18 protein-coding genes and 1 pseudogene are annotated in these 22,595 nt (G+C 59.7%); 4 read left to right on the forward strand and 15 right to left on the reverse strand.

The genetic code is table 11. From position 1 onward, the window contains the following. Window positions 1–29 precede the first annotated feature (29 nt). The 5 genes from ACYZTS_RS09300 to betI all read right to left on the reverse strand — a co-directional run bounded on the left by ACYZTS_RS09300 (window position 30) and on the right by betI (window position 7,180). Window positions 30–1,367 carry a TldD/PmbA family protein gene (locus ACYZTS_RS09300; RefSeq protein WP_461995493.1) on the reverse strand — a complete coding sequence of 446 codons (1,338 nt, stop codon included), beginning with the start codon at window positions 1,365–1,367 and terminating at the stop codon, window positions 30–32. Next, entirely contained in the window at window positions 1,367–2,809 is a 1,443-nt protein-coding gene (locus tag ACYZTS_RS09305; RefSeq protein WP_461995494.1) for a TldD/PmbA family protein, read from the reverse strand. The genes ACYZTS_RS09300 and ACYZTS_RS09305 overlap by 1 nt, the downstream gene beginning before the upstream one ends. 276 nt (window positions 2,810–3,085) lie before the next feature. After that, entirely contained in the window at window positions 3,086–4,789 is a 1,704-nt protein-coding gene (betA, locus tag ACYZTS_RS09310) for a choline dehydrogenase (protein ID WP_028624751.1), read from the reverse strand. A 216-nt stretch (window positions 4,790–5,005) separates the two neighbouring features. Continuing rightward, window positions 5,006–6,478 carry a betaine-aldehyde dehydrogenase gene (gene betB, locus ACYZTS_RS09315; protein WP_461995496.1) on the reverse strand — a complete coding sequence of 491 codons (1,473 nt, stop codon included), beginning with the start codon at window positions 6,476–6,478 and terminating at the stop codon, window positions 5,006–5,008. A gap of 108 nt (window positions 6,479–6,586) precedes the next feature. After that, the gene (gene betI / locus ACYZTS_RS09320) at window positions 6,587–7,180 is read right to left on the reverse strand and encodes a transcriptional regulator BetI (protein WP_461995498.1); all 594 of its coding nucleotides are present in this window, start codon (window positions 7,178–7,180) and stop codon (window positions 6,587–6,589) included. 377 nt (window positions 7,181–7,557) lie between these two features. On the opposite strand from betI, the gene ACYZTS_RS09325 reads away from it, so the two are divergent. Beyond that, on the forward strand, window positions 7,558–9,507 hold the full coding sequence (locus tag ACYZTS_RS09325; protein ID WP_236645635.1) for a BCCT family transporter: 1,950 nt from the start codon (window positions 7,558–7,560) through the stop codon (window positions 9,505–9,507). Between the two features lie 166 nt (window positions 9,508–9,673). On the opposite strand, the gene choV is transcribed toward ACYZTS_RS09325, so the two are convergent. From choV to ACYZTS_RS09340, 3 genes are all read right to left on the reverse strand, one after another. Beyond that, window positions 9,674–10,852: a choline ABC transporter ATP-binding protein gene (gene choV / locus ACYZTS_RS09330; protein WP_028623436.1), complete on the reverse strand. Its 1,179-nt coding sequence runs from the start codon at window positions 10,850–10,852 to the stop codon at window positions 9,674–9,676. After that, entirely contained in the window at window positions 10,849–11,694 is an 846-nt protein-coding gene (gene choW / locus ACYZTS_RS09335) for a choline ABC transporter permease subunit (protein WP_461995500.1), read from the reverse strand. The genes choV and choW overlap by 4 nt, the downstream gene beginning before the upstream one ends. 76 nt (window positions 11,695–11,770) lie before the next feature. Next, the gene (locus ACYZTS_RS09340) at window positions 11,771–12,721 is read right to left on the reverse strand and encodes a choline ABC transporter substrate-binding protein (protein ID WP_461995502.1); all 951 of its coding nucleotides are present in this window, start codon (window positions 12,719–12,721) and stop codon (window positions 11,771–11,773) included. A gap of 435 nt (window positions 12,722–13,156) precedes the next feature. On the opposite strand from ACYZTS_RS09340, the gene ACYZTS_RS09345 reads away from it, so the two are divergent. Continuing rightward, window positions 13,157–14,533: an L-serine ammonia-lyase gene (locus ACYZTS_RS09345; RefSeq protein WP_461995503.1), complete on the forward strand. Its 1,377-nt coding sequence runs from the start codon at window positions 13,157–13,159 to the stop codon at window positions 14,531–14,533. A 555-nt stretch (window positions 14,534–15,088) separates the two neighbouring features. Continuing rightward, on the forward strand, window positions 15,089–16,192 hold the full coding sequence (gbdR, locus tag ACYZTS_RS09350) for a choline metabolism transcriptional regulator GbdR (protein ID WP_461995505.1): 1,104 nt from the start codon (window positions 15,089–15,091) through the stop codon (window positions 16,190–16,192). A gap of 110 nt (window positions 16,193–16,302) precedes the next feature. Here the strand turns inward: gbdR and ACYZTS_RS09355 are convergent, their stop codons facing one another. The 5 genes from ACYZTS_RS09355 to ACYZTS_RS09375 all read right to left on the reverse strand — a co-directional run bounded on the left by ACYZTS_RS09355 (window position 16,303) and on the right by ACYZTS_RS09375 (window position 20,618). Beyond that, window positions 16,303–16,566, reverse strand: a complete 264-nt coding sequence (locus tag ACYZTS_RS09355; protein ID WP_461995507.1) for a hypothetical protein — start codon at window positions 16,564–16,566, stop codon at window positions 16,303–16,305. Window positions 16,567–16,989: 423 nt separating this feature from the next. After that, window positions 16,990–17,466, reverse strand: a complete 477-nt coding sequence (locus tag ACYZTS_RS09360) for a thioesterase family protein (protein ID WP_461995508.1) — start codon at window positions 17,464–17,466, stop codon at window positions 16,990–16,992. A 129-nt stretch (window positions 17,467–17,595) separates the two neighbouring features. Further along, the gene (locus tag ACYZTS_RS09365) at window positions 17,596–18,561 is read right to left on the reverse strand and encodes an L-carnitine dehydrogenase (protein WP_461995510.1); all 966 of its coding nucleotides are present in this window, start codon (window positions 18,559–18,561) and stop codon (window positions 17,596–17,598) included. 136 nt (window positions 18,562–18,697) lie between these two features. Then, window positions 18,698–19,585 (reverse strand): beta-keto acid cleavage family enzyme, encoded by an 888-nt coding sequence (locus ACYZTS_RS09370; RefSeq protein ID WP_461995512.1) that lies wholly within the window; start codon window positions 19,583–19,585, stop codon window positions 18,698–18,700. Window positions 19,586–19,673: 88 nt separating this feature from the next. Then, window positions 19,674–20,618: a choline ABC transporter substrate-binding protein gene (locus tag ACYZTS_RS09375; RefSeq protein ID WP_461995513.1), complete on the reverse strand. Its 945-nt coding sequence runs from the start codon at window positions 20,616–20,618 to the stop codon at window positions 19,674–19,676. Between the two features lie 219 nt (window positions 20,619–20,837). Between ACYZTS_RS09375 and ACYZTS_RS09380 the strand changes: the two genes are divergently transcribed. Next, window positions 20,838–21,782, forward strand: a complete 945-nt coding sequence (locus ACYZTS_RS09380; protein WP_461995515.1) for a GlxA family transcriptional regulator — start codon at window positions 20,838–20,840, stop codon at window positions 21,780–21,782. 132 nt (window positions 21,783–21,914) lie between these two features. On the opposite strand, the gene ACYZTS_RS09385 is transcribed toward ACYZTS_RS09380, so the two are convergent. Both ACYZTS_RS09385 and ACYZTS_RS09390 read right to left on the reverse strand, forming a co-directional pair. Continuing rightward, complete coding sequence (locus ACYZTS_RS09385) at window positions 21,915–22,331, reverse strand: DUF3010 family protein (protein WP_461995516.1); 417 nt, start codon at window positions 22,329–22,331, stop codon at window positions 21,915–21,917. A gap of 31 nt (window positions 22,332–22,362) precedes the next feature. Beyond that, window positions 22,363–22,584: pseudogene (locus ACYZTS_RS09390) on the reverse strand (helix-turn-helix domain-containing protein); the annotation flags it as partial. Between the last annotated feature and the right edge of the window lie 11 nt (window positions 22,585–22,595).

A 22,595-nucleotide genomic window follows, 5' to 3' on the forward strand; every position in this document is an offset into this window, starting at 1 on the left:
TCCAAGGTCTGCAGAACGACGACAGGTGTTTACAGCGTTAGGGTCAGCTTGCTGATCAACGCACCCGGCAGCAACGCCGACGCCGTTGCCCGCTGACTGTAGGTGCTGGCCGATAGCAACAATTCGCGCTGTTCGGTCAACGCCTCCAGCTGAGAACCGAGCAAACTGAACGCACTGTCATCAAAACGCATGGTGCTGACCGGTGCCTGAATCTCGCCATTCTCGACCCAGAAGGTCGCAAAGCGGGTCATGCCGGTCATACGCGCGGCCGGTTGATCCGAGTAGTTCAAGTACCACAGATTGCTGATGTACAGCCCGGTTCCCAATTGTTTGAGAATCTCTGCATCGGCCAACGTCCCCGCGGCCATGTTCAAGGCGCTCGGCATCTCGCCCGCGCCGGCACCGTTGGCGGTCAGGCCGTATTCGGCCGCACTGCGTGAACTGACCATCTGCGCACCGGCCTGACCCTTGACGATCAGTCCAAGATCACTGCGCGGATAGCCTTCGCCGGAAAACGCCGGGCTTAACGAATCGCTGACTTTCTCATCCAGCGACAGCAAGGAACTGAAAGCACTTTCACCCGCATACAGCTTCTGTAATGCGCTGCTCTTGCTGGCAATGGCCTGCGCGGAAAATCCGCCCCAGCTCAGCATGCCCATGATTTCTTCCATCGCCGCCGGCGCCAGGTACGCGCGGTACTGCCCAGGCGCCAACGTACGCAGTGGCCGACCGAGGAATTCGAGCTGTTCGCGGGCCTGCTCAAAGCGCCGGGCAAAACCTTCACTGCTCCAGTCATGCCCGGCGTAACTGGCTTTCACCGCCTGGCCGTTTTCGTGAAACAGGCTGAAGTCGAAATTGAAACTATTCGCCTGATGCCAGCCGAACGCGCCCGAAGAACTGGCGAAACCACGGCTGATCGGCCCTGCGGCGTAGAACCCGACCAGGTCCAGACCCTCGGCGGCCTGAGCGATCTCAGCGACCACCTGTTCGGTATCGGGCAGCGGAACATTCTGCACATTCTTGCTCTGCCAGCCGTTGTGATTGAGCAGCAGGTAGGGATCCGCCGGCAACAGCGGCAAGGTTTCGCGCAGTTGCTGCAGACCTTCGGCCAGCCGTTGAAGGTCGACCTCGGCATCGCCCGACAGCGTGATATCGAGGTCAGCGTGACGTCCGTTGTTGATCAGTTTGAAGCCGACGCTCGCTTGCTGAACCTGCCCCGCCTGACGGACCTTGGCGTGGTTGAAGCGCACGAAGGCGGATGATTCGGCGGCGTAGCTGAGGGTAAATTGTTCCGGTTCGCGGATCGCGTCCCGCAACCAGTTGACCAGCGCCTTGAACGATTCGGCCTGACTTTTCACAACACTCATCAGGCATCTCCTCCAAACACATCCACATGGCTGAACACGCAGGCCGGCGACGCATGGCCCACGCGGATCACTTGGTTTGGCTCGCCCTTGCCGCAGTTCGGCGTGCCCAGAACCCTGAACGTGCTGGCGTCGCCGACCGCGCTGAGACTTTTCCAGAAGTGCGCGGAAATCGCCCGGTAGTTCGGATTTTTCACCACGCCTTTGAGCTCGCCGTTTTCGATCAATTGCCCCCATTCGCAACCGAACTGGAATTTGTTGCGCGCATCGTCGATCGACCACGAGCGGTTGGTGCTCATCAAAATCCCGTGCTCGATGTTGCCGATCAGTTGCTCCAGGGGTTGATCGCCGGGCTCGATATTGAGGTTGGCCATGCGATCGATCGGCGGCCGGTTCCAGCCACACGCGCGGCTGTTGGCGACGCCGTCCATGCCCGTGCGAAATTGCGACAACGCACCGCCCAATGGGCGCAGCAGTAAACCTTGCTTGATCAGGAATTGCTTGCTGGCTGCCGTGCCGTCGTCGTCATGGCCGTAGCTCGCCAGTTGCTCGGGAATCTCCGGGTCGAACGTGACGTTGAGCAGTGTCGAGCCGTATTGCAGATGGCCGAAATCCTCAGCCTTGACGAAACTGGTGCCTGCGTAATTGCGCTCGTCGCCCAGAATTCGATCCAGTTCCAGTGGGTGGCCGATCGATTCGTGGATCTGCAGCATCATCTGGTCGGGCATCAACAGCAGGTCGCGCGGGCCTTGCGGGGTGTTGGGGGCCAGCAACAATTGCAGCGCCTGTTCAGCCACGGTCGGGCCCGCGCCGATCAGGCCGCAGCGGCTGATGACATCGGCGCTGCCTTGCTGGCCAAAGTTCTCCCGGCCGAGGCTGCGCGTCTGGCTGTCGTGACCGTCGTACGCCGTGACGTCCAGACCGGGGTAGACGAAACGCTGGACCTGGCGCAATTCGGCGCCCGCGCTGTTGAGATAGATCTGCTCGACGTGGGTGATACCGATGCTCACCTGCCAGTTCACCAGCCGCTCATCCTTCGGCACGGAGGCGGACTCGGCGCCGAGCAATTGATAGCAGTCACTCAGGGAGGGAAAAGGTTGTTCGAGGTTCGGCGAAAAATAGTCGGCGCGTTCGCTGGAAACGGCTTGCTCTCGCAGATCGAGCAGGGCGTGCGGTTTGAGTGCGCGAGCCTGTTGCTCGGCTTTTTCCAGTGCGGCTTGCAGGCCGGATTGCGAAAGGTCGTTGGTCGCGGCATAGGCTTCAACGCCGTTAACGCGCACGGTCAGCATCGCCCCTTCATCGCGGCTGAGGCTCGGAGGTTCGGCAACGTTCTTGCGCACCGATAGATGCTGACCGGATTCGCGCACATAACGCAGCGAAAAGAATTCAGCGCCCGTGCGCAACGCTGCGAAGCGCTGCTTGAGCTGGGGGTGGAAATCGAACATTCGGGGGAACCTCCCTGGTATGGAGTGGCGATGCAGCGGTGTCGCGAAGGGGGGTGAAACGTTTGCGTGGCGCTAGATTAGGCCGGGGCGGGGGGTAGATCAAGGGTGGGGCGGGATTGTTGGGGTGTATCCATTGGGGAAATGTTGTTGAGGCCGGCCCCATCGCAAGCAGGCTCACTCCTACAGGTGAGCTTCGGTGTTCACAGTATCTGCGTTCACTGAAGATCACCTGTAGGAGTGAGCCTGCTCGCGATGGTCGCGACTCGGTATCACGCCTTACTGTGCAGTCAGGCTCAAATCCCGCAACGGCTTGCCACGCACCGGCGCATCGCCGGCCACGTAGTAATCGGCGGTGCTGCGCGGTAGCGGTTGGCGGCCACGGATCTTGTCGGCAATTTTCTCGGCGATCATGATCGTCGGTGCGTTCAGGTTACCGGTGGTGATGATCGGCATGATCGAGGCATCGACCACACGCAGGCCTTGCATGCCGTGCACGCGACCTTCGCCATCGACCACGGCCATGGCGTCGGTGCCCATCTTGCACGAGCAGGATGGGTGGAACGCGGTTTCGGCGTGTTCGCGAATGAAAGTGTCGAGCTGCTCGTCCGTCTGCACGTCGATGCCCGGGCTGATTTCGCGGCCACGGTAAGGGTCCAGCGCAGGCTGCTGCATGATTTCCCGGGTCAGGCGGATGCCGTCGCGGAATTCCTGCCAGTCCTGCTCGGAGGCCATGTAGTTGAACAGGATGCTCGGGTATTCGCGCGGATCCTTCGATTTGGCCTGAACGCGACCACGACTCGGCGAACGCATGGAGCCCATGTGTGCCTGGAAACCGTGCTCTTTTACGCCGTTGCTGCCGTTGTAGTTAATCGCTACCGGCAGGAAGTGGTACTGGATGTTCGGCCATTCGAAATCAGGACTGCTGCGGATGAAACCGCCGGCTTCGAACTGGTTGCTGGCGCCGATGCCGGTGCCGTTGAACAGCCACTCGGCACCGATCGCCGGCTGGTTGTACCAGAGCAGCGACGGGTACAGCGAGACCGGTTGGGTGCAGGCGTATTGCAGGTACAACTCGAGGTGATCCTGCAGGTTCTCGCCAACGCCAGGCAGGTCGTGGACCACCGGAATATCGAGCTTGTTCAGCAGGTCGGCGGGGCCGACACCGGAGCGTTGCAGAATCTGCGGCGAAGCAATGGCGCCGGAACACAGCAGTACTTCCTTGCGGGCGCGGGCTTCGACGCGTTCTTCTGCCGCGCCGATCAGGTAACGCACACCGACCGCACGCTTGCCTTCGAACAGGATCTTGTCAGTCAGGGCGTGGGTGACGATGGTCAGGGTCGAGCGCTTCTTGGCGACATCCAGGTAACCGCGAGCGGTGCTGGCGCGACGGCCGTTCGGCGTGACGGTACGGTCCATCGGACCGAAGCCTTCCTGTTGGTAACCATTGAGGTCTTCTGTGCGCGGGTAGCCGGCTTGCACGCCTGCTTCAACCATTGCGTGGAACAGCGGGTTGTTGCCGGCTTTCGGCGTGGTCACGCTGACCGGGCCATCGCCACCGTGGTAGTCGTTGGCGCCGATGTCGCGCGTTTCGGCCTTACGGAAATACGGCAGACAGTTCAAGTAATCCCAGTCTTCCAGACCTGGCAATTTCGACCAGTTGTCGTAGTCCATCGCGTTGCCGCGGATGTAGCACATGCCGTTGATCAGCGACGAGCCGCCGAGGCCCTTGCCGCGACCGCATTCCATGCGACGGCCGTCCATGTGCGGCTCTGGGTCAGTTTCGTACGCCCAGTTATAGCGTCGACCTTGCAGCGGGAATGCCAGGGCAGCGGGCATTTGCGTGCGGAAGTCGAGACGGTAATCAGGGCCGCCTGCTTCGAGCAGCAGAACGGTGACGCCTTGGTCTTCAGTTAGACGGGTCGCCAGGGTGTTACCGGCCGAGCCGGCACCGATGATGATGTAATCGAATTCTTGGGACATAAAATGCACCCTCTTTGAAGTTGGTCAGGTCGCGGTGACCGAGCTGCCACTTACTTGTGGCGAGGGAGCTTGCTCCCGCTCGGCTGCGCAGCAGTCGCAAAACAAGCGACCGAGTTCTGTCTGAAGAATGCGGTGCCTGGAATGGGGCCGCTTCGCAGCCCAGCGGGAGCAAGCTCCCTCGCCACAAAATGCCCCAGCCCCAGGTTCCGCGTCAGATCAGAAAACCGAGGCGTAATCGCCCAGTTCGACCTGTACCGATTTGATGCGTGTGAAGTTGTTCAGAGAGCTGATCCCGTTCTCACGGCCCACGCCCGATTGCTTGTAGCCGCCGACCGGCATTTTCGCGTCGGATTCGCCCCAGGCGTTGATCCAGCAGATACCGGCTTCCAGTTGATGAATCACGCGGTGAGCGCGGTTCAGGTCCTTGGTGACGATGCCGGCGGCCAGGCCGAAGTCGGTGTCGTTGGCACGACGGATCACTTCTTCTTCGGTTTCGTAGGTCAGGATGCTCATCACTGGGCCGAAGATTTCTTCGCGCACGATGGTCATCTCGTCGGTGCAGTCGGTGAATACCGTCGGTGCCACGAAGGCGCCTTTGGCGAACTCGCCGTCAGTCAGACGATCGCCGCCGCACAGGACGCGCGCGCCTTCTTCTTTACCTTTGGCGATGTAGCCCAACACGCTTTCCATGTGGGCGAAGCTGACCAGTGGGCCGAAGTTGGTGTTTTCGTCTTGCGGGTTACCGATGCGGATGCGCGCAACGCGCTCGGCGATCTTCGCTTCGAAGGCGGCTTGCAAGTGGCTCGGCACGAATACACGAGTGCCGTTGGTGCAGACCTGACCGGAGCTGTAGAAGTTGGCCATCATCGCGGTGTCGGCGGCGCGATCGAGGTCGGCGTCGTCGAAAATGATCAACGGAGACTTGCCGCCCAGTTCCATGGTCACGTCTTTCAGGGAAGAAGCTGAAGCGCTGGCCATGACCTTCTTGCCGGTGTCGGTGCCGCCGGTGAAGGAGATTTTCTCGATGCGCGGGTGCTCGGTCAGCCAAGTGCCAACTTCACGGCCGCTGCCGGTCAATACGTTGAACACGCCTGCCGGCACGCCCGCTTCGGTGTAGATCTCAGCCAGTTTCAGCGTGGTCAGGGAAGTGACTTCGCTCGGCTTGAAGATCATCGCGTTACCGGCGGCCAGGGCCGGTGCGGATTTCCACAGGGCGATCTGGATCGGGTAGTTCCACGCGCCAATACCGGCAACGACGCCCAGCGGCTCGCGACGGGTGTAGACGAACGAAGTATCGCGCAGTGGAATCTGCTCGCCCTCGATGGCCGGCACCAGGCCTGCGTAGTATTCCAGCACATCGGCGCCGGTAACGATGTCGACGTACTTGGTTTCGGAGAAGGATTTACCGGTGTCCAGGGTTTCCAGGGCGGCCAGTTCATCGTTGCGCTCGCGCAGGATGTCGACGGCACGACGCAGGATGCGCGAACGCTCCATGGCGGTCATCGCAGCCCAGATTTTCTGGCCCTTTTCGGCGCTGACCACGGCGCGCTCAACGTCGTCTTTGGTCGCACGCTGAACGTTTGCGAGGACTTCACCGGTAGCCGGGTTGATGGCTTCGAAGGTGGCGTCGCTGCTGGCGTCAGAGTAGCCGCCATCGATGTAGAGTTTTTGCAGTTCGAAACGGGCCATAATGTCCTCGCAAGTGCATAAGTGGTTGGCGTTGACCACTGGACGTTGCCGTATAGCTTTTGGCATCGCTGATCAGTGGCAGTTCAGGGGCTGAGCGTTATGTGTGCTCTAACTCACCTGCTTGGCCAATTGAAAATCCATGTATTCGTAAGCGATCCGGAGCGCCTGGGCAGTGTCGAAAGCATCTCCCGACAGCGCTCCGCGCAACCACAAACCGTCAATCAATGCGGCCAGGCCGCGAGCTGCACTGCGCGCATCATCGAGCGGCAATACACGGCGAAACTGGCAGCACAGGTTGGAATACAGGCGGTGATCGTTGATCCGCTGCAACCTGTGCAATGACGGGTGGTGCATGCTGGTGGCCCAGAAGGCCAGCCAGGTTTTCATTGCCGGGCCATTCACCTGGCTGGCGTCGAAGTTGCCTTCGATAATCACCTGAAGATGCGCTCGTGGGCTGTCATCTGTCAGCGCTTGACGACGCGCGGTGACGTTCTCGCTGAGGACACTCATCAGGTGCTGCGCCGTGGCAGCGATCAGGCCGTTCTTGTCCTGAAAGTAATGGCTGATGATGCCGTTCGAGACACCGGCCAAACGGGCGATCAGCGCAATGCTGGCATCTCCCATGCCGACTTGATCTACCGCCTGCATGGTGGCTTCGATCAATTGCTGACGGCGGATGGGTTGCATACCGACCTTGGGCATCTTGCACATCTCCTTAGGCCTTCCGGCAGACGACGTGCGTCTATCGGATTGAGGGCCAGTCTATTTTGTTTTGATTGAACGTTCAATCAACAAAGAATAAGCTCTGCGACAAATCGTCGCTGCTTACAGATTTTTCCTACGTGTAAATGGCGCAAATCTGACTCCCAAAACGGCTCGAAACCTGTACGCCTCGGCGCTTTCGCGGTTTCGGCCATTGTCGGGCTGTCTTTATATCACCCGTCCGTCGGCTGCCAATCACCGATGGTTCGGGTAATGCGTTGCCTTGCGTTCTTCTCTCGTACTGCCGGAGCCGCTGTGCCATGAGTTCTGCCTCTCTAATAAAGACCCCGCCCGAGAAGGTGACGGTTAACGGTTGGGTGTTTTACACCTCTACCGCATTGATTCTGCTGCTGACTGCCATCCTGATCATCGCCCCGCAAGAGGCCGGCAGAGTGCTCGCCACGGCTCAGGCCTGGTTGTCGCGCAGCTTCGGCTGGTATTACATGGTGGTGATCGCCGCTTACCTGGTGTTTGTAGTCGGCCTGGCGTTTTCGTCGTACGGCAAACTCAAACTGGGTAGCAAGGACGATACACCGGACTTCAGCTACGGCGCGTGGGCGGGGATGCTGTTCTCGTCAGGCATCGGCATTTCGCTGCTGTATTTCGGCGCATCCGAGCCGCTTGATCACTATTTCAATCCACCCGAAGGCGTGGCCGCCAGCGGCACCGCTGCGCGTCAGGCGGTGCAGCTGACCTTCCTGCACTGGGGCCTGCACGGTTGGGCGATTTATGCGTTGGTGGGTTTGGCGGTGGCGTATTTCGCTTACCGGCACAATCAGCCCCTGGCGCTGCGTTCGGCGTTGTATCCACTGGTGGGCGAGCGTTGGGTCAAGGGCGCAGCCGGCCATGCGGTGGACGGCTTTGGCATGTTCGTGACGCTGCTGGGGCTGGTGACCAACCTGGGCATCGGTTCGCTGCAAGTGTCCTCCGGGCTGGAAAACCTGTTCGGCATGGAACACAGCAACACCAACCTGTTGATCGTGATCATTGTGATGAGCACCGTGGCGACCATCGCTGCCGTATCTGGCGTGGAAAACGGCATTCGTCGGCTGTCCAACCTGAACATTGTGCTGTTCAGCGGCTTGCTGATTTTCGTCCTGCTGTTCGGGCCGACCTTGCACCTGCTTAACGGCTTTGTGCAAAACGTTGGCGACTACCTGAACGGCATCGTGCTGAAGACCTTCGACCTGTATGTGTACGAAGGCGACGGGCAGAAAACCGAGCGCTGGATGGGCCTGTGGACCTTGTTCTACTGGGCCTGGTGGATTTCCTGGGCACCGTTCGTGGGCATGTTCATCGCGCGTATTTCCCGCGGTCGTACCGTGCGAGAACTGGTCGCGGGCGTGCTGTTGATTCCGCTGGGTTTCACCCTGGCGTGGCTGTCGATTTTCGGCAACTCGGCCCTGGACCTGGTGATGAACCATGGTGCGGTGGAGCTTGGCAGAACAGCCCTTGAACAGCCGTCGATGGCGATTTATCAATTGCTCGAGCATTACCCGGCATCGAAGATTGTGATTGGCGTGTCGATTTTCGTCGGTTTCGTGCTGTTCCTGACCCCGGCGGATTCCGGCGCGGTGATGATGGCGAACCTTTCGTGCAAGGGCGGCAACGTCGATGAGGATGCGCCACACTGGTTGCGCATTTTCTGGTCGGTGGTGATCACCCTGGTGACCATCGGTCTGCTGTTTGCCGGTAACTTCGAAGCCATGCAGACCATGGTGGTGCTGGCCGGGCTGCCGTTCTCGGTGGTGTTGGTGGTCTTCATGTTCGGTTTGCACAAGGCCATGCGCCAGGACGTGCAGATCGAACAGGAGCAAGCCGAACTCGCCGCCCGTGGTCGTCGTGGTTTCAGCGAGCGCCTGACGCAACTGGACCTGCAACCGAGCCAGTCGATCGTTCAGCGTTTCATGGACAAGCAGGTCAGCCCGGCGCTGGAAGATGCCGCCGCGCAACTGCGTGGACAAGGCCTGGACGTGCAGACGTTGCTAGGCAAGGCCAAGCGCTGCATGGGCCTGCGAATCGAGATGGAGGAGGGCAATCCGTTTGTGTATGAGGTGAGCCTGGATGGGTATCTGGCGGCGGCGAGCGACACGGCGTTGGCGGAAAGTGCTGACGAAGCGCGCGCCCGTTATTACCGCGCCGAGGTTTACCTGCACAACGGCAGCCAGGATTACGACCTGATGGGCTTCACTCAGGAGCAGATCACCCGGGATGTGCTTGATCAGTTCGAAAGCCATCGCCAGTTGCTTGGGCGGGTTTATAGCTGACTTGTAAGTGCGTCGCGGATCCATTGTGGCGAGGGGGCTTGTGTGGCGAGGGGGCAAGCCCCCTCGCCACAGAAATCACCTCTTCTCAATGGTCCGTGTTGCCACTCGTATACGCGCACAAACAAAAACGCCGCGATCCTCTCGCGGCGTTTTTGTGTGTGAGGGGTTAACCCAGATTCTTGCCCAGCAACGCGTGATACAGCTCGCTGTCGCCGAGGATCCCGACCACTTTGTTGTTGTCGTGCAACACCAGCTTGTTGCCCGTCTGATAGCGAATCTGCAACGCATCGCGCATGCCGATGTTGGAATCCACCAGCGTTGGCCGACGCCCCAGACCTTCTACCGCTTGCCCGGGAATCCAGTTCTGCAGGTCGAGGCTTTCACCGTTCTGGCGAGCGCCTTTGATGGTGTTGCCTTCGGCCAGGTCCAGCCACGAATCACCGCCCGGATCGAGGCAGACCGAACCGTTGATGCGTTTGCAGTTGTCCAGCGTGCGCATCAGGCTGCGACCGCACAGGACGTTCAACGGGTTGGTGTGCGCAACAAACGTACGCACATAATCGTCCGCCGGGTTGAGGACGATTTCTTCAGGTTTGCTGTACTGAATGATCCGTCCGTCTTTCATGATCGCGATGCGGCTGCCGAGTTTCAGCGCCTCATCAAGGTCGTGGCTGACGAAGACGATGGTTTTGCTCAGTTTGCGTTGCAGCTCCAGCAGTTCGTCCTGCAAGCCCTGGCGGATCAATGGGTCAAGCGCCGAGAACGGTTCGTCCATCAGCAAAATGTCGGCGTCCATTGCCAACGCACGGGCCAGGCCAACACGTTGTTGCATACCGCCAGAGAGCTCATCGGGTTTCTTGTTGCGCCACTGGGTCAGGCCCACCAGTTCGAGTTTTTCGTCGACCAGTTTCTTGCGTTCCTTTTCCGGGCGACCCTGCATTTCCAGACCGAAACTGATGTTCTCGCGCACCGTCAGCCACGGCATCAGGGCGAACTTCTGGAACACCATCGCGATGCGCTTGGTGCGCATCATCTTCAGCTCGGCCGGCGTGCAAGAGGCGATGTCGATCTGCTTGCCTTCGTGCTCGACGAACAACTTGCCGCGGCTGACGGTGTTGAGCCCGTTGATGCAGCGCAGCAGGCTGGATTTGCCGGAGCCGGACAGGCCCATCAGTACGCAGATTTCACCTTTTTCGACGTCCAGGCTGGCTTTTTCAACGCCGACAATCTGCCCGGTCTTCTTCAGGATTTCATTGCGCGTCATGCCTTGATCAAGCAGTTTCAGCGCTTCACGCGGATCCTTGGTAAAGATTACGTCGACGTCTTCGAAGCGAATAATGCTCATGCGTCACCCCCTGCTTTAGCGTCGGGTTGTTTGCAGATACGGTCGAGCATGATCGCCAGCAGTACGATCGCCAGGCCGGCTTCAAAGCCCAGGGCGATATCAGCAGTGTTCAGTGCGTTGACCACGGGTTTGCCCAGGCCGTCGGCGCCCACCAGTGCGGCAATCACCACCATCGACAGCGACAGCATGATGCACTGGGTGATTCCGGCCGCGATGCTTGGCATGGCGTGGGGCAATTCAATCCGTGAAAGCAATTGACGACGCGAGCAGCCGAAGGCTTTGCCGGCGTCCATCAGTTCCTGGGGAACATCGCGAATGCCCAGGTAGGTCAGGCGGATCGGCGCGGCAATCGCGAACACCACCGTTGAAATCAGACCCGGGACTACGCCCAGCCCGAACAGGGTCAGGGTAGGAATGAGGTACACGAACGTCGGCACGGTCTGCATCAGATCGAGCACCGGCCGCATCACGGTGTAGAACATCGGTTTGTGCGCGGCGATGATGCCCAACGGCACGCCGATCAACACGCACACGAAGGTGGCGAACAGCACTTGGGCGAGGGTTTCCATGGTTTCCTGCCAATACCCCAGATTGAGGATCAGCAGAAAGGAGGCGATGACAAAAACGGTCAGTCCCCACTTGCGTTGAATGAAATGAGCGAGGAGCGCAATCAGGCCGATCAATGCCAGCGGATTGAACCAGGTCAGCGCGAACGTCACGCCGTGGATCATCGTTTCCAGTGACATGGCGATGGCGTCGAAGGTGTCGGCGCCGTGCTGCGTCAACCATTCAACGAAGCCCGCGATGTACTGGCCTAAAGGGATTTTCTGATCAATCAGCATGGTAGTGAACGTCCGCATGCAAGGAAAAAACAGCCCGGACGACCGAAGTCGCCCGGCGTAAGCGATGCTCCTGAATTCAAGGCTGAGCGAGCTTGGCTTTCACGGCCTCCAGGCCTGGTTTACCGTCAATGGTGGTTACGCCAGCGAGCCAGGTATCGAGCACCTGTGGATTCTTTTTCAGCCAGGCCTTGGCGGCCGCGTCAGGCTTTATCTTGTCGTCCAGGACGTTGCCCATCAGCGTGCTTTCCATGTCGAGGGTAAACGCCAGGTTTTTCAGCAGCTGTCCTACGTTGCTGCATTCCTGGGCGTAGCCCTTGCGGGTGTTGGTGAAGATGGTGGCCTGACCGAAATTCGGGCCGAAGAACTCGTCGCCGCCCGTCAGGTATTTCATCTTGAAGCGTGTGTTCATCGGGTGCGGTTCCCAGCCTAGGAACACCACAGCGGTTTTGCGGCGCTGGGCGCGATCGACTTGCGAGAGCATGCCTGCCTCGCTGGACTCAACCACCTTGAAACCGGCTTCTTTGAGGCCGAAGGCGTCCTTGTCAATCATGCTCTGGATCAGGCGATTGCCGTCGTTGCCCGGTTCGATGCCGTAGATCTTGCCGTCCAGTTCCTTTTTGAACTTGGCAATGTCGGCGAAATCCTTGAGCCCTTTGTTATACAACTCTTCCGGCACAGCGAGGGTGTACTTGGCGTTTTCGAGGTTGGCGCGCACGGTTTCCACGGTGCCGGCATCGCGGTAGGCCTTGATGTCGTTTTCCATGGTCGGCATCCAGTTCCCGAGGAACACGTCCATGTTTTTGCCGTCGGCCAGGGATTTGTATGTGACCGGCACGGAAATCATCGTGGTTTTGGTTTTGTAGCCGAGGGCTTCGAGCACGACGCTGGTGGTGGCGGTGGTGACGGTAATGTCAGTCCAGCCGACATCGGAGAAATTTACGGTGCTGCATTGGGCCGGCTCTGCAGCTTGCGCCAGAGCCGGCAGACTTAGCATGGCGGCCAACAACAACGACGGGGAACCTTTCATGGATGGACTCCTTGGTGTTTTTTTTGGCAGTGTTCCGACTGGACCACCGCACTTATAGGTTGCGGTTGGATGGCGTTTTGAAGACATCTCTACCACGGCGCCTTGCAATCGAGTCGATACGATCATGTACCAGTGAAAATCTGACGCCTACAGGGAGCGTCGTAACCAGTACAGGGATGGTCGCATCCAGTGTCGGTGACGTCGTTTACAGCTTTTTTCAGCCCTGATCAGCGTGACGGATCAACAGAAAACGGCGAAAACGGCGCTTCAAACCCGTGCGGCGTTAGTGGGCATGATTGCGTCGGTGTCAGACGCCGCACGACCTGGTAAAAGCCCGATGATGCGGCCATTCCGACGGATTGCAGCTTGAGCGTAGCAGCTCCGTCACCGGGCGCTTTTGCGCCTGGAGTTGGCACATCCTGGAGTTTTGCAGTCATGGCTATCAGCGTTTTCGACCTGTTCAAAATCGGCATCGGCCCTTCCAGCTCGCACACTGTGGGACCCATGCGCGCTGCAGCGCTGTTCGTGCAAGGTTTACGCGAGCAGGGTCTTTTGGAGCGAGTACGGCGCGTCGAAGTTCAGCTGTTTGGTTCGCTGTCCGCCACCGGCATCGGACACGGCAGCGACAACGCGGTGATCATGGGCTTGATGGGCGAATGGCCGGACGCGATTGACCCGTCGCAAATCGGCATCCGCATTGCCACGCTGCGGGAAACCGACACGCTGCTGCTCGATGGTCGCTTCCCGGTGCCCTTCACGTGGGCGCAGGACATGCGCCTGATCGATGAAAACCTGCCTTTCCACCCCAACGCCATGACCCTGGTTGCCGAAGGCGATGCCGGCGAACTGCATCGTAATACCTACTATTCCATCGGCGGCGGCTTTGTGGTTGATGAGGCGCAGGCGTCGAGTGGCGTGGTGGACCTCGATCGCACGGTGCTGCCTTACGATTTCTCAAGCGCGGTTGAACTGCTCAGCCTGTGTAAGCAGCACAACCTGCGCGTTGCCGAACTGATGATGGCGAACGAAAAGGTCTGGCGCAGCGAGGAAGACATCCGCGCGGGCCTTATGACGCTCTGGCGTGCCATGCAGGATTGCGTCGAGCAGGGCCTCAAGCACGAAGGCATCCTGCCGGGCGGCCTGAATGTGCGGCGGCGCGCGGCAAAACTGCATCGCAGTTTGCAGGAGCTCGGCAAGCCCAATGTGATCGGCTCGACACTCAGCGCGATGGAATGGGTCAACCTGTTCGCCCTGGCGGTCAACGAAGAAAACGCTGCCGGCGGGCGCATGGTGACGGCACCGACGAATGGCGCGGCGGGGATCATTCCGGCGGTGTTGCACTACTTCATGAAGTTCAGCGAAGTGGTGACCGAGGCTAATGTCGTTGACTACTTCCTCAGCGCTGCGGCGGTGGGGATCTTGTGCAAGAAAAACGCTTCTATTTCCGGCGCGGAAGTCGGCTGCCAGGGCGAGGTCTGCTCGGCCTGCGCCATGGCGGCGGCGGGGTTGGCGGAGATTCTGGGTGCTACGCCAGAGCAGCTGTGCAACGCAGCGGAAATTGGTCTGGAACACAACCTTGGGTTGACCTGCGATCCGGTGGGCGGGCTGGTGCAAGTGCCGTGCATCGAGCGCAATGCGATTGCCGCGGTGAAGGCGATCAATGCGGCGCAAATGGCGCTGCGTGGGGATGGTCAGCATTTCATCTCGCTGGATCGGGTAATCCGCACCATGCGCGATACCGGCGCGGATATGCATGATAAATACAAAGAGACGTCGCGGGGTGGGTTGGCGGTGAGTGCGGTTGAGTGCTGAGTCAGAGTGACCGTGTGGCGAGGGAGCTTGCTCCCGCTGGGTTGCGAAGCGACCCTGAAATTTTTACGGCTGCTGCGCAACCGAGCGGGACCAAGCTCCCTCGCCACAGAAAATCATCAGCCAGCGAAGACCAGTCAAAACTGCGCGCTAATTGACCACTGAATTCGAAATCCGCCACCTTTTAGCGCGTCGCTTACAGATAAGCGTGGTTCTGCGAATTGAAGCGCGCAGAGCCTTCCGACCGTCCGTCACCCGTGCTTGTGGTGACACTCTCCGTCGACCCCTCGCAGCCCAGTTCCCACAAGTGCTACCGATCTGCTCACGCCCGATGAAACACACCGCTCCCAGCCCCTGATGGCACTTGAATTCCACCCTCTACGCACGTCATATCCAGACACATTCACAGGTCGTTTTCAGGAGTTATTGAACGCTCATTCAATTTTAGGCATGGCAATTGCTCTGTCATATCAAAGCCCGTCTCCCACGCGAGAACGCTGGCAATAACAAGAGCCTCCGCCTGAGGCCTTCACCCGCTTTGTGTGAGGAGATACCGCGATGACGACGTTCAACTCCGGGGCCCAACCCCAGAACCGTGCGCCTCAATCCATCGGCTTTTTGCTGCTGGACAATTTCACGCTGATTTCTCTGGCCTCTGCAGTGGAACCGCTGCGCATGGCCAACCAATTGTCCGGTCGCGAGCTGTATCGCTGGACCACGCTCACCGTCGATGGCGGTCAGGTCTGGGCCAGTGACGGTCTGCAGATCACGCCTGACGCCTCCATGCACAAAGCACCTTCCCTGGACACCATCATCGTCTGCGGCGGCATCGGCATTCAACGCACCGTCACCCGCGAACACGTATCGTGGCTGCAGAGCCAGGCACGGCAGTCCAAGCGTCTTGGCGCCGTCTGCACCGGCAGTTGGGCGTTGGCGTGCGCCGGCCTGCTCGACGGCTTCGACTGCAGCGTGCACTGGGAATGCCTGGCCTCGATGCAGGAGGCGTTTCCGCGTGTGGCCATGAGCACGCGTCTGTTCACCCTCGACCGCAACCGTTTCACCAGCTCTGGCGGCACCGCGCCGCTGGACATGATGCTGCACCTGATCAGCCGCGATCACGGGCGTGAACTGTCCGCCGCGATCTCGGAGATGTTTGTCTACGAACGCATTCGTAACGAGCAGGATCACCAGCGCGTACCGCTCAAGCACATGCTCGGCACCAATCAGCCAAAGCTGCAGGAAATTGTCGCGCTGATGGAGGCCAACCTCGAAGAACCCATCGACCTCGACGAACTGGCGGTCTACGTCGCCGTGTCGCGCCGCCAGCTGGAGCGGCTGTTCCAGAAATACCTGCATTGCTCGCCGTCGCGGTACTACCTCAAACTGCGCCTGATCCGTGCGCGGCAGTTGCTCAAGCAAACGCCAATGTCGATCATCGAAGTGGCGTCGGTCTGCGGCTTCGTCTCCACGCCGCACTTCTCCAAGTGCTACCGCGAATACTTCGGCATCCCACCGCGCGACGAACGCGTCGGTTCCAACACCACGCAGCAAGTAGCAATGCTGCCGCTGCCGCAAGCGCTGGTGCTGTCGCCGTTGTCCGGTCCGCTGTCGGCGCTCAGCCAGGCGCGTAATGAGTCGACGTTTGCCAGCGTCAGGCTCTAAACCGCGCGGACTATTGTGGCGAGGGGGCTTGCCCCCGTTGGGTCGCGCAGCGGCCCCAAGAATTTACGACTGCTGCGCAGCCGAACGGGGGCAAGCCCCCTCGCCACGGCTCAGGCGCTACGGCTCTGTTGATATTTCGCCAATGCAGGCAGCAGTTGTTTGTCGATGGCCTGGCGTACGGCCGGCAGGATGGTCGCGCTGCTGGTGTACATGTCCTTGACCATCTTGCGTAACGTCATGGCCCGTTCATCATTCAACCCTCGCACCGCACACTCGCAAGCCTGCTCGGCGGTGGCGCCGCTCTGTACTTGAAAACCCAATGATTTCAGCTGGCCCAGCAAGTCTTCCTGATCAATCAAATCGGCGTGCATCATGACGCGAATCCTTCTTCGGAGAATGGGGTCGTGGTTCGATTCTGGAAGGGCCGAGGGGAGGCGGCAAGGCCGTTTTGTCGCAATGGCCGAGATACCTATGAACAGGTCGTTTTCGGCTAACTTGCCATCGGAGGGAGCGGGCACACTGGGCTCAGCTGAATTCCGAAGGTTTGGTCACCCTCGCGTAGCGGCTCCTCAACAGTACCCACCTCTACCCCGATCCTGGCACGGCTTGATCGGGGTTTTTTTTGCCTGTGAAAATCGCGCCCACAAGATTGAGGTCAGCCGCCAATGCGTTGAGCGCCCCAGAACCTGTGGGAGCGAGGCTTGCCCGCGAAGGCGTCCGCCCAGCCACAACAATTGCGGGCGGTGATCCGTCTTGCCCGCGATGAACGATGACGCGGGTTACGGCTGCAACCGCGATTATTTTCTGACGGGCAGGGCGATCACACGGCCGATATATTCCGGAACCGGCAGCTCCGTTTGATCGGCGACGATGGCTTGCAGTGTGCGCAGCGTTTCTTCGCTGAAAGGTGCCGAGCGTGGCCCGTCGAGGTCGACGTGCAGCAGCATCTGCTCGTTGCCCGCCATTTCCTTTTCATCGCCGATCAAATGCAGGCTGTGGTAGAGGTGCAGGCGTTTGCTGTCGTGACCGATGATCTGGGTGTGCACTTCGACGTCGGCATCGAGTTTCACTTCGTGCAGGTAATTGAGGTGCAATTCGAGGGTGAACAGCGAGTGGCCACTGGCTTCGCGGTTGTTGCTGTCCATGCCCAAGCGGTCCATTAAAGCGTCGGTAGCGTAGCTGAAAATCAGCAGGTAAAAGGCGTCACGCAGATGGCCGTTGTAGTCGACCCAGTCGGGGATGATTGTAGTTTCGTAGGTCGTAAGAGCAGGCATGCAATCAACTCCTGAAGTAACGAGGATTTGTAGGAGCCGGCTTGCTGGCGATGCAGACAACGCGGTGTTCCGGTGAGACCGCGTTGATTCAATCGCCAGCAAGCCGGCTCCTACGGGACGCAGTGGTGGTCAGTCTGCGAACGCCATCCCATGCTTTTCCTTGGTGGTCTTCACCGCCTCCAGCACCGCCAGCAGGCAATCATCCCGGTAACGCTCCAGCGCCGAAATGCTGTGGTTGCCCAACTGTTCACTGGTCCCGTCCACCACATCGTCAATCAACTTGTCGGTCAATTCCGGCGCTGGCAGATACGTCCACGGCAACTGCAACGCCGGGCCGAACTGCGCCATGAAATGACGCATTCCCGCATCACCCCCCGCCAGCGTGTAGGTCATGAAAGTCCCCATGAACGACCAGCGCAGCCCCGCGCCAAACCGGATCGCGTCGTCGATTTCTCCAGTCGTCGCCACACCGTCGTTGACCAGGTGCAATGCCTCGCGCCACAGCGCTTCAAGCAGACGGTCAGCAATGAAACCGGGCACTTCCTTGCGCACATGTAATGGACGCATACCCAGCGATTCATAAACCTTCATCGCCGCTTGCACCGCTTCAGGAGCAGTGTTTCTACCACCCACCACTTCCACCAATGGCAGCAGGTAAACCGGGTTGAACGGATGCCCGACCACGCAGCGCTCCGGGTGCGTCGAGCTCTCGTAAAACTCGCTCGGCAGCAGCCCTGAAGTACTGGAGCCGATCAGGGCATTGGGCTTTGCAGCGGCGCTGATTTTGCTGTGCAGATCCAGTTTCAGATCCAGCCGCTCAGGGGCACTTTCCTGAATAAAATCGGCCTCGCGAACACATTCTTCGATGGTTGCGACAAAGCGTAGTCGGTTCTGAGAGGCGCCAGGCGCCAGGCCTTGTTTGTCCAGCGCGCCCCACGCGTTAGCGACGCGTTTGCGCAGTGCGGCTTCGGCGCCTGGCGCCGGGTCCCAGGCCACCACATCGAGGCCGTGGGCGAGGGCACGCGATACCCAGCCGCTGCCGATGACACCGCTGCCGAGGGCGGCGAAGGTTTTGATTTCGGTGATAAAGGTCATGGCTACTTCCTGAAAAGTTCGGTGATCCCCCGTAGGAGCCGGCTTGCTGGCGATGGCGGCGTTCCTGCCGCAAAAAATGTGGCGGATGTACCTGCCTCATCGCCAGCAAGCCGGCTCCTACGGGTTTTGTGTATGTTCAGCCGCGCTGGGTCAGGCCCATTTTTATCCGGCCTTCCGCGGGCGTCAGAACCCGCGCGCCGAGGCGGCTGAGAATTTCCGAGGCGCGTTCGACCAGTTGGCCGTTAGTCGCCAGCACACCCTTGTCCAGCCAGATGTTGTCTTCCAGCCCGACCCGCACGTTGCCGCCCAGCAGCACCGCTTGCGCCGCCATCGGCATCTGCATGCGACCGATGCCGAAACCAGCCCAGACCGCGTCAGCCGGCAAGTTATCAACCATGGCTTTCATGGTCGTGGTGTCTGCGGGCGCCCCCCAAGGAATGCCCAGGCACAGTTGAAAAAGCGGGTTGTCGAGCAAACCTTCCTTAATCATCTGCTTGGCAAACCACAGATGACCGGTGTCGAAAATTTCCAGCTCGGCCTTCACGCCCAGCTCTTGAATACGTTTGGCGCCCGCACGCAATTGCGCCGGGGTGGACACATAAATCGTGTCGCCATCGCCGAAGTTAAGGGTGCCGCAATCGAGGGTGCAGATTTCCGGCAGCAGCTCTTCGACATGCGCGAGGCGAGTCAACGGGCCGACCAGATCAGTGTTCGGGCCGAACTCCATCGGGTTTTCGCCAGCGCCGATTTCCAGGTCGCCGCCCATGCCGGCGGTGAGGTTGACGATAATGTCGACGTCGGCCTCGCGGATGCGCTCCATCACTTCCCGGTACAGCGCGACGTCACGGCTGAACTTGCCGGTGTCGGGGTTGCGTATGTGGCAATGGACCACGGTGGCGCCGGCTTTCGCGGCTTCCACCGCAGCGGCAGCAATCTGTTTCGGGGTGACCGGCACATGCGGGCTTCTGGCGGTCGTGTCGCCAGCACCGGTCAGTGCGCAGGTGATGATGACGTCGTGGTTCATGAGGCGGGTTCCTGTTCTTATGAAATGGCGGGCGTGATGATCCCGTTCGCAGCCCGGACGGGCTGCGTTTCGCTGGTTCAATTTGGGATTATTTGGTGGTGAGTTTCAGGTTGTCGGCAGCCGGTTTGCCGTCGAAAGTGGTCACGCCTTCGAGCCAGCGCTGCTTGTCTTGTGGATGATCTTTCAGCCATTGCCTGGCGGACTCAAGGGCATCCTTGTGATCCAGCAAAGGCTGCATCATCCGGCTCTCGTCTTCAGCGGTGTAGGTCAGGTTGCTCAGCAAGCGACCGATGTTCGGGCATTGCTGCGCGTAGTTTGGCGAAGTGACCGTCCAGACCGTGGCCATGCCTTCGTTCGGGCCCAGCGCGTCTTCGCTGCCGGTGAGGTAAGTCAGCTGCACATTAACGTTCATCGGGTGCGGCGCCCAGCCGAAGAACACCACCGCCTCTTTACGCCGCACGGCGCGATCCACCGCCGAGAGCATGCCGGCTTCGCTGGACTCGACCAACTGGAACTTGCCGAGGCCAAACTGGTTTTTGGCGATCATCGCCTTGATCTGCGTGTTGGCGCCCGAACCGGGTTCGATGCCGTAAATCTTGCCGCCCAGTTCCTTCTCGAATTTAGCGATGTCGGCGAAGGTTTTCAGACCCTTGTCGGCGAGGTACGTCGGCACGGCGAGGGTGGCGCGCGCGTCTTTCAGACTCGGTGTATCGAGGACCTTGACCTGCTTGGCTTCGACAAACGGTGTGATGGTTTGCGTCATCAGCGGGTTCCAGTAGCCGAGGAACAGGTCCAGCCGCTGATCGCGGATACCGGCGAAGATGATTTGCTGGGAGGCGCTGGTTTGCTTGGTGTTGTAGCCGAGGCCGTCGAGCAGCACCTGGGTCATGGCGCTGGTGGCGATCACGTCGGTCCAGTTGACCACGCCCATGCGCACGTTCTTGCACGATTCGGGTTCGGCCGCCATGACGCTGGCGCTGAAGAAAGCGGTACCGCTGAGTGCAAGAACACAGCTGCTGATCAGTCGTTTCATGTCGGTTTCCTCGGCAGACGTTATTGTGGGTCCGGGCGTCTGTGCGCCGGTGATGCCAAGTTACGCAGCTTGGCCCCCGCACAAGCGCACTACGGCGACCAGCACTTGCACTGTAGCGACCTGTGCTCTTGAATGCCTTGAGTGACCGGCGTATCAACGTCTCCACGTTGCCTGTCTCTCGTTACCTGTCTCTCGTTACCTGCCAGTCGAGCGCGTCTAATGCCTCAGGATTTTTACTTCTTGTTGATGCCGGGTTTTTCGGCCATCGGTTTCATCTCGGCAATCGAACCGCTGCGCGTCGCCAATCGCTTTCGCGGCGAGCTGTATCGCTGGCATGTGCTGAGTGCCGATGGCGGCGCGGTGCTGGCCAGTAACGGCATGTCGGTCAACGCCGATGCGGCGCTGGAACCCATGAAGAAAGGTGCCACGCTGCTGGTGATCGCCGGTTTCGAACCGCTGAAATTCGCAACCCCGGCACTGCAGCATTGGCTGCGCCGGCTCGACAGTGAAGGCGTGACCCTCGGTGCTATCGATACTGGTAGTTTTGTCCTCGCCGAAGCGGGCCTGCTCGATGGTCATCGGCTGACATTGCACTGGGAAGCCATCGACGCGTTCAGTGAATCCTATCCACAGCTCAGCGTGACCCAGGAGCTGTTCGAGATCGACCGCAAGCGCATCACCTCGGCGGGTGGCACCGCCTCCATCGACCTGATGCTCGACCTCATCGCCCAGGCGCATGGCCCGGAACTGGCGATCCAGGTCAGCGAACAATTCGTGCTTGGCCGCATCCGTCCACGCAAGGACCATCAACGCATGGAAGTAGCCACGCGTTATGGCATCCGCAACAAGAAACTGGTGCAAGTGATCGGCGAGATGGAGCAGCACAGCGAGCCGCCGCTGAGTACGTTGGCGCTGGCGGAATCGATCAAGGTGACGCGGCGGCAGCTGGAGCGTTTGTTTCGCCTGCATATGAACGACACGCCGAGCAATTTCTACTTGCGCTTGCGCCTGGACAAGGCGCGACAGCTACTGCGACAGACAGATATGAGCGTGCTGGAGGTGAGCATTGCCTGCGGTTTCGAATCGCCGTCGTATTTCACCCGCAGTTATCGGGCGCGGTTTGCGCGCTGCCCGCGGGAAGACCGGCGCACTGCAAAGGCCTGAGGACGTTCACACAAAACCATTGTGGGAGCCAGCCTGCTGGCGATGGCATTTGGTCAGTCAACAATGTTGTTGACTGACACTCCCTCATCGCCAGCAGGCTGGCTCCCACAGTTGATTTGTGTTGGCCGCAGGTTACTTCTTCATCAGGCCCGAACACGCGGCTTTATACGCCTCATGCTGATACTTGTTCAGCGTCCCGGGCAGCTCGAAATTATGCTTCTTCGCCTGCGCATTGATCGTCTGCGGCGACCACAGCGTCACCTCGCAACTCTCCAGCAACTGAAAAATGCCCTCGATCTTGAACGTGGTCGGTCCGCCGGCAAACTCGCCTTTCTTGCTGCGCTTCTTGATCGCAATCCGGTCGATGGAATTCTCGCGTACAAACGACGCGACATGCGCGGCGAAGACTTTAACATTCGCCGCCTCGTCGTCATCGTCGAGGGCGATTTTCTTGGTGGCCAGTGGCAGATGGCTCAGCACCTGACCGTCGAGGGACGCCACGGCAATGATCGCTTCGCTGCCTTTGATTTCGATGCCGCAGATGTTCATGTTCATCCCTTTTACAAAGTGTGGGTGCAGCCTACAGCTCAAGTTGACTGGACGTGATGCCAAACGCCTTGGCAATTTTTTCGCGGGTCGCCTTACGCGGCTTCGCCACGCTCTCTTGCTGGGCAAAGGCCGGTTGAGAAATGCCCATGCGTACGGCCACTTCCTCCTGTGTAAGGTTCAGATATTCGCGCCAGGCGCGAATGGGTATGGCGCCATCGACGATGCGACTGACCACTTCGTGGGGGATCGAATGATTTTCCGTCT

The organism is Pseudomonas sp. TMB3-21, from assembly GCF_054898145.1.

Excerpts from the sequence above, each read along its gene's own strand:
- ACYZTS_RS09300 (WP_461995493.1), bottom strand. The coding sequence starts at position 1,367 with ATGAGTGTTGTGAAAAGTCAGGCCGAATCGTTCAAGGCGCTGGTCAAC.
- ACYZTS_RS09305 (WP_461995494.1), bottom strand. The coding sequence starts at position 2,809 with ATGTTCGATTTCCACCCCCAGCTCAAGCAGCGCTTCGCAGCGTTGCGC.
- betA (WP_028624751.1), bottom strand. The coding sequence starts at position 4,789 with ATGTCCCAAGAATTCGATTACATCATCATCGGTGCCGGCTCGGCCGGT.
- betB (WP_461995496.1), bottom strand. The coding sequence starts at position 6,478 with ATGGCCCGTTTCGAACTGCAAAAACTCTACATCGATGGCGGCTACTCT.
- betI (WP_461995498.1), bottom strand. The coding sequence starts at position 7,180 with ATGCCCAAGGTCGGTATGCAACCCATCCGCCGTCAGCAATTGATCGAA.
- choV (WP_028623436.1), bottom strand. The coding sequence starts at position 10,852 with ATGAGCATTATTCGCTTCGAAGACGTCGACGTAATCTTTACCAAGGAT.
- choW (WP_461995500.1), bottom strand. The coding sequence starts at position 11,694 with ATGCTGATTGATCAGAAAATCCCTTTAGGCCAGTACATCGCGGGCTTC.
- ACYZTS_RS09340 (WP_461995502.1), bottom strand. The coding sequence starts at position 12,721 with ATGAAAGGTTCCCCGTCGTTGTTGTTGGCCGCCATGCTAAGTCTGCCG.
- ACYZTS_RS09345 (WP_461995503.1), top strand. The coding sequence starts at position 13,157 with ATGGCTATCAGCGTTTTCGACCTGTTCAAAATCGGCATCGGCCCTTCC.
- gbdR (WP_461995505.1), top strand. The coding sequence starts at position 15,089 with ATGACGACGTTCAACTCCGGGGCCCAACCCCAGAACCGTGCGCCTCAA.
- ACYZTS_RS09355 (WP_461995507.1), bottom strand. The coding sequence starts at position 16,566 with ATGATGCACGCCGATTTGATTGATCAGGAAGACTTGCTGGGCCAGCTG.
- ACYZTS_RS09360 (WP_461995508.1), bottom strand. The coding sequence starts at position 17,466 with ATGCCTGCTCTTACGACCTACGAAACTACAATCATCCCCGACTGGGTC.
- ACYZTS_RS09365 (WP_461995510.1), bottom strand. The coding sequence starts at position 18,561 with ATGACCTTTATCACCGAAATCAAAACCTTCGCCGCCCTCGGCAGCGGT.
- ACYZTS_RS09370 (WP_461995512.1), bottom strand. The coding sequence starts at position 19,585 with ATGAACCACGACGTCATCATCACCTGCGCACTGACCGGTGCTGGCGAC.
- ACYZTS_RS09375 (WP_461995513.1), bottom strand. The coding sequence starts at position 20,618 with ATGAAACGACTGATCAGCAGCTGTGTTCTTGCACTCAGCGGTACCGCT.
- ACYZTS_RS09380 (WP_461995515.1), top strand. The coding sequence starts at position 20,838 with ATGCCTCAGGATTTTTACTTCTTGTTGATGCCGGGTTTTTCGGCCATC.
- ACYZTS_RS09385 (WP_461995516.1), bottom strand. The coding sequence starts at position 22,331 with ATGAACATCTGCGGCATCGAAATCAAAGGCAGCGAAGCGATCATTGCC.